Source organism: Desulfurobacteriaceae bacterium, assembly GCA_039832905.1.
Taxonomy (GTDB): domain Bacteria; phylum Aquificota; class Aquificia; order Desulfurobacteriales; family Desulfurobacteriaceae; genus Desulfurobacterium.
The window spans coordinates 25,944-30,685 of the sequence record JBDOLX010000011.1; the positions used below are offsets into that span (position 1 = coordinate 25,944).

Sequence of the window (4,742 nt, forward strand, 5' to 3'; positions counted from 1 at the left end):
ACTACCGTTATAAGTTCCATCATCAGCAAAAGGAGTAGACTGAACTTTTACTCCCCCAAAGATATAATGATCTCCTACTTTCGTATTAGCCTGCCCGATTATGTAATCTCTTACACTTTGAAAGTAATCCTTTAAAACTTTTGCATCTTCGTCGCTTATAACTCCCGCATTTAGAATCTGAATGATCTTCGTTCTTGCTTCTTGAGCAACGTTAACTACGGAGTTTAAAGCTGTTTCTGCGGTCTCAAGGTGAGTTTTTGTAAGATCTATATTTCGATTAAACCTTTCAAAAGTGGAGATTAACTTCTTAAAGCGAAGGCTTCTTGCTGCGTCAACAGGATTATCGGAAGGGTAGAGTAAGCTTTTTCCAGAAGATAACTCTTCAGTCTTTCTCGTAAGGTCTAAGCTCCTTTTTCTATCATACTTTAAGAGTATATCGAAGAACCTAATATCAGGAACTCTCATCTCTCACTACCCCACCATGTTAAGGATTGTCTGAATAAGTTCATCAGTAACACTCACAACCTTTGAAGCTGCCTCATATGCCCTCTGATAGCGGGTAAGGTTCAAAAGTTCTTCATCCATATTTACAGAAGAAAGATCTTTCATCTTTTCATCAATAGACTGAAGAATAAAGTCACTGTTCTCTCTCAAGTCCTTTGTATACTCAAGTTCTGAACCTATTGCAGTAATAATCTTTGTGTTATAGAACTCGGAAAAGCTCAAGTTATCAAGGTTGGAAAAGGTTTGATCTTTTAGGGCTATAAGTGCCTTGATATTTGTATTATCCCCATTAAGATTATTTACATCCAAAGCTGCTGCCACCATAGTGGGATCTTCAAAGTTCAAAGCTATATTGGAAGCATCTATTACAGAAGACCCGTTATCTGCTTTAAATAGAGAAATTCCTGTGTTTCCATTTAAATCAAATCCTGCTTCGTGCTGATTGTTTATCTGAATTGCAAACTCTGTAGTGAATGTATTTAGCGCGTCTATAGTTTTGTTAATGTAATCAATCCCTTTCAAATACCCACCTATAATTCCATTGCTAAACTCTTGTGTTATATCGATATCAGATACTTTTAAAACAGGATTGTTTGCTGTATCGGTAGAGAACTCTACTTTTTTAGATTTCTCACCTAAAACTAAAGCAAAACCTTTTGCAGTATAAAGGTCAACAGTTCCGTCTTCCTTAATGTAAACTTTTGTATCAATAAGCTGACTTATCTCAACTAAGGTTCTATCTCTCTCGTCAAGGTATTGGTTTAGTTTCTCTGGACTAGAGGAGTAAATTCTTAAATCCCTGTTTATTGTTGCTAGCTTCTGAAGAAGATTATTTAGGTTTGCTGCTTCATCTCTCACCTTAAGAGTAGCAGTATTCTTTATTTCTTCAAGGGTAGAATAACTGTCCCTAATTCTTCCTACTAAAGTTTTAGCTTTTGCTATAAATCCCTGACGGGCAGCAATATCATCGGGCTTAACAGCTATATCTTCCATAGCGTTAAAAAAGTCGGTTAAAGCTTGGGAAAAGCCAGTTCCTTGAACATCGTTAAAAACGCTTTCCACTTGTTCTAAGATATCCTCATACGCCGATAGTGCCTTGTTATTTTGGTTCTCAGAAAGATACCTTGTTAAATAAGCTTTATTAAAAATTCTTCTAATTGTTTCTACATTTACTCCACTACCGGGAACGTCAGCTAAAACAGCTTCTTCCCTTGAATATCCCTCAGTATAAACGTTGGCAATGTTTCTGTTCGTTGTATTTATTGCTATTCTATTTGCTAAAAGAGATTGTCCAGCAATCGAAAGAGCCTCAAACAAAGACATTTAACCCCCCTTTTATGCCTTTACATCGATTAGGGTTCCCCTGTTCACCTCAACAATATTGTTATTGGAAGATTGATTGCTTAAGGAGGTTTCTATAAGTTGGCTTACAATTTCTTTTTGAAAGTCAAGCATATTCTTTAACAACTCTACTCCTACTTGGGCAGAAACATCAACGCTATTTACCATCAGAAACCTCATCAAAAAGTTTCTAGTAATTTATTATCGGATAGAAAATATACCGTTTTAGATTTTTTTATTGAACAAAGAAAATCCCCCTTTCCCCTTTTCACTAGATCCATAAGTAATGTCACTTTCAGGACACAATTCTTTCAGAATTCCCTCGATAAAATCAAGATTATTCATAAGAAGGATTTCTACTTCTTTATTAAGTTTTTCTACTACCTTCACAAGTTCAACACAAGAAGAAAATTCCTCTTTCTCCTTCTTAGATAGTTCAGTAAGAACTTCCAATTTTCTTTCATCTAAATCTTTTAGTTTTTCTATCGTTTCCTTGTCTTTAATTCCCGTTAGCAGAAGTCTCTTTTGACTCTCCAATAAAGCTTTTAAACTTTCCAAAAGTTTTTTCGCTTCCACTTTCACCTCTAATCTATTAAAAGACGAATTTTGTCCATTATTTCCCTTTGTCTATCCATTATATAGCGGCCTAAGACATTAAGATCCCTATTAGAAAGGGATGTAAACTTTATTCCCACCTTATCAACTTTTCCCAAATCTTTGACATTAACAACCACTCCTTTAGTGTTTATTTCCCTTTCATTCGGAAAAGTAAGCTTTAAATCCAACTTCTCGCCTAACTTGAATAATCCCTTATTAACCAAAACGCCTATTCCACCTTCTGAGATATCAAAAACTTTAAAGCTTACAATCCCTTCCTCTCCGTCCTTTTTAGCATCTGCAATAACTGGAAGCTTCTCAGAAGTAGTAACTCTTAAATGTTCCCTTCTAAAGCGGGGTTCTACTACCGGTCTTGGAAACGTGCTTTCTACTAAATCTTCGTTGAAATAAATAACATCTGCCCCAAGGAACAAATCCCCATCATCAAAACTTTTAGGAAACCTTAAATAAAGCTTTTTTGACTCTCCTGCAGCAAGACTTAATCTAGGATTTGAACTCCACTGGATAACCTTTCTATCTGGATCTATATCGATTACACTCACTTTCGTTCTAACTGGAAGTTCATTGTAAAAGCTAACAACCTCTATTGATTTCCTTTTATCTTTTACCTCTCTTAACCACTTTAAGATCTGCTCTATCAGTTCTAGAGACAACTTATCCTCCATTAAATTATAAATAAGTATGCATTATTTTAAATGAAAAGTATATCTATTCTCAGCAAAACATCAAAAATTTTTCAAAAAGGACTTGCCAAATCCGATTTCACGTCCTAAATTATTCAGCGTCAAGTTCGGGGCATAGCTCAGCTTGGTTAGAGCGCGTGCCTTGGGAGCACGAGGTCGCCCGTTCAAATCGGGCTGCCCCGACCATTTAGGGCCCGTAGCTCAGCTGGATAGAGCAACGGACTTCTAATCCGTAGGTCGGAGGTTCGAATCCTCCCGGGCCCGCCATTTTCAATCTAAAAAGCGAACCTAAAAGCTAATTCCTGCAAAGTTCAGAAAATCCCTGTATTTTCTTTCAGTTTCTAATAAAAAAATTAATTAAACCGAAGCTAAAGTTTCAAATTCGTTTCAAATCCTAAATCCTTTATCATTTGATAATCGTCCTTTAACCCTCTACCCTTTGTAGTCAGATAGTTTCCTACCATCAGAGCGTTAGCTGGTAAAAGCAGAAATGGTTGTAGTTCCCTAAGGTTATACTCCCTTCCACCACAAACCCTTATCTCTGCTTGAGGTATAGCTATCCTTATTGCAGCTAAAATTTTTAAACATTTTAAAGGAGTTAGATAGTTCGCATTTTCCAAAGGAGTTCCTTTTATAGGATGTAAGAAGTTAACTGGTATAGAATCAACTTCCAAACTTTTCCAAGTTTCTATTATGGAAGCAATGTCGCTAACACTTTCCCCCAGTCCAAATATTCCACCACAACATATAGAAAGACCAACTTCTTTAGCATTCTCTATGGTTCTTAACCTATCTTCCCACTTTTGAACGGTTGTTATTTTTGGATAAAACTCTCTAGAAGTTTCCAAGTTGTGGTGGTATCTATCAAGACCAGCGCTTTTTAGAGTTTTTAAGTCCTCTTTAGAAAGCTGTCCCAATGATGCACAGATTTTTGAATTTGGTTTCTCTGACTTTATTTTTTCTATAGCCTCACATATTGTTTTTAGTTCTTCTTTATTTACCGAAATACCACTCGTAACGAAGCTAAACCTGTCTATACCTTTTTCGAAAGCATCAAAAGCATTAGAAACAAGCTTTTCCTTACTAACAAGAGGGTATGTTTTTATTTTAAGTTTAAACTTTTTTGATTGAGCACAAAACTTACAGTCTGAGGAGCACTTACCGCTTTTGGCATTTAAAATTGCACAAGTTTCAACGTAATTACCAAAAACTTCCACCTTCTTCTTAAAAGAAAGTGGAAGAAAATGGAAATAAAACTCCTCCAAAGATCTATTAATTATATCTTTTATCTGTTTCCTCACTTTCTCAAGTTCTTTATAACTAAACGGGTTATTTCCTTGAAAGTTTCAAGAACACCGATACCTTTTGGAGCAACTGCTTCAAAATCTGGACAGTTCCACTTATTAAGGTCTTTCCTTAAAACTTCAACAGGTAAAACATTTGGTAAATCTCTTTTGTTGTACTGGATAACTAAGGGTATTTCTTCAATCTTTAGATCGTAGTCTTTGAGGTTTTCTATCATATCATCTAAAGTGTCAAGGTTAGCATCGTGTCTTTCTTCTTGAGAGTCGGCTACAAAAACTATACCATCAACTC

The 4,742-nt window shown here is 35.8% G+C and carries 7 protein-coding genes and 2 tRNA genes; 2 read left to right on the forward strand and 7 right to left on the reverse strand.

All coding sequences use genetic code 11. The annotated features are described in order from the left end of the window. The 5 genes from flgL to ABGX27_00500 form a co-directional block, all read right to left on the reverse strand. Positions 1-465 (reverse strand): flagellar hook-associated protein FlgL (gene flgL / locus ABGX27_00480; GenBank protein ID MEO2067975.1); only part of this gene is annotated, 465 nt, incomplete at its 3' end. Between the two features lie 6 nt (positions 466-471). Then, a complete protein-coding gene (gene flgK / locus ABGX27_00485; GenBank protein MEO2067976.1) occupies positions 472-1,827 on the reverse strand; it encodes a flagellar hook-associated protein FlgK in 1,356 nt (451 codons plus the stop codon). Between the two features lie 12 nt (positions 1,828-1,839). After that, positions 1,840-2,013: a putative motility protein gene (locus ABGX27_00490; GenBank protein MEO2067977.1), complete on the reverse strand. Its 174-nt coding sequence runs from the start codon at positions 2,011-2,013 to the stop codon at positions 1,840-1,842. Positions 2,014-2,070: 57 nt separating this feature from the next. Further along, the gene (locus tag ABGX27_00495) at positions 2,071-2,421 is read right to left on the reverse strand and encodes a hypothetical protein (GenBank protein ID MEO2067978.1); all 351 of its coding nucleotides are present in this window, start codon (positions 2,419-2,421) and stop codon (positions 2,071-2,073) included. Positions 2,422-2,429: 8 nt separating this feature from the next. Further along, positions 2,430-3,116 (reverse strand): PilZ domain-containing protein, encoded by a 687-nt coding sequence (locus tag ABGX27_00500; protein ID MEO2067979.1) that lies wholly within the window; start codon positions 3,114-3,116, stop codon positions 2,430-2,432. Positions 3,117-3,254: 138 nt separating this feature from the next. Between ABGX27_00500 and ABGX27_00505 the strand changes: the two genes are divergently transcribed. Together ABGX27_00505 and ABGX27_00510 are read left to right on the forward strand one after the other, a co-directional pair. Next, a tRNA-Pro gene (locus tag ABGX27_00505) sits at positions 3,255-3,332 on the forward strand. 4 nt (positions 3,333-3,336) lie between these two features. Continuing rightward, positions 3,337-3,413 (forward strand) — tRNA-Arg (locus ABGX27_00510). 101 nt (positions 3,414-3,514) lie between these two features. On the opposite strand, the gene bioB is transcribed toward ABGX27_00510, so the two are convergent. Together bioB and ABGX27_00520 are read right to left on the reverse strand one after the other, a co-directional pair. Continuing rightward, positions 3,515-4,447 carry a biotin synthase BioB gene (gene bioB / locus ABGX27_00515; GenBank protein MEO2067980.1) on the reverse strand — a complete coding sequence of 311 codons (933 nt, stop codon included), beginning with the start codon at positions 4,445-4,447 and terminating at the stop codon, positions 3,515-3,517. Continuing rightward, positions 4,444-4,742, reverse strand: a 299-nt coding sequence (locus ABGX27_00520; protein ID MEO2067981.1) for a GTPase domain-containing protein, incomplete at its 5' end; no start/stop codon positions are given. The genes bioB and ABGX27_00520, both read right to left, overlap by 4 nt.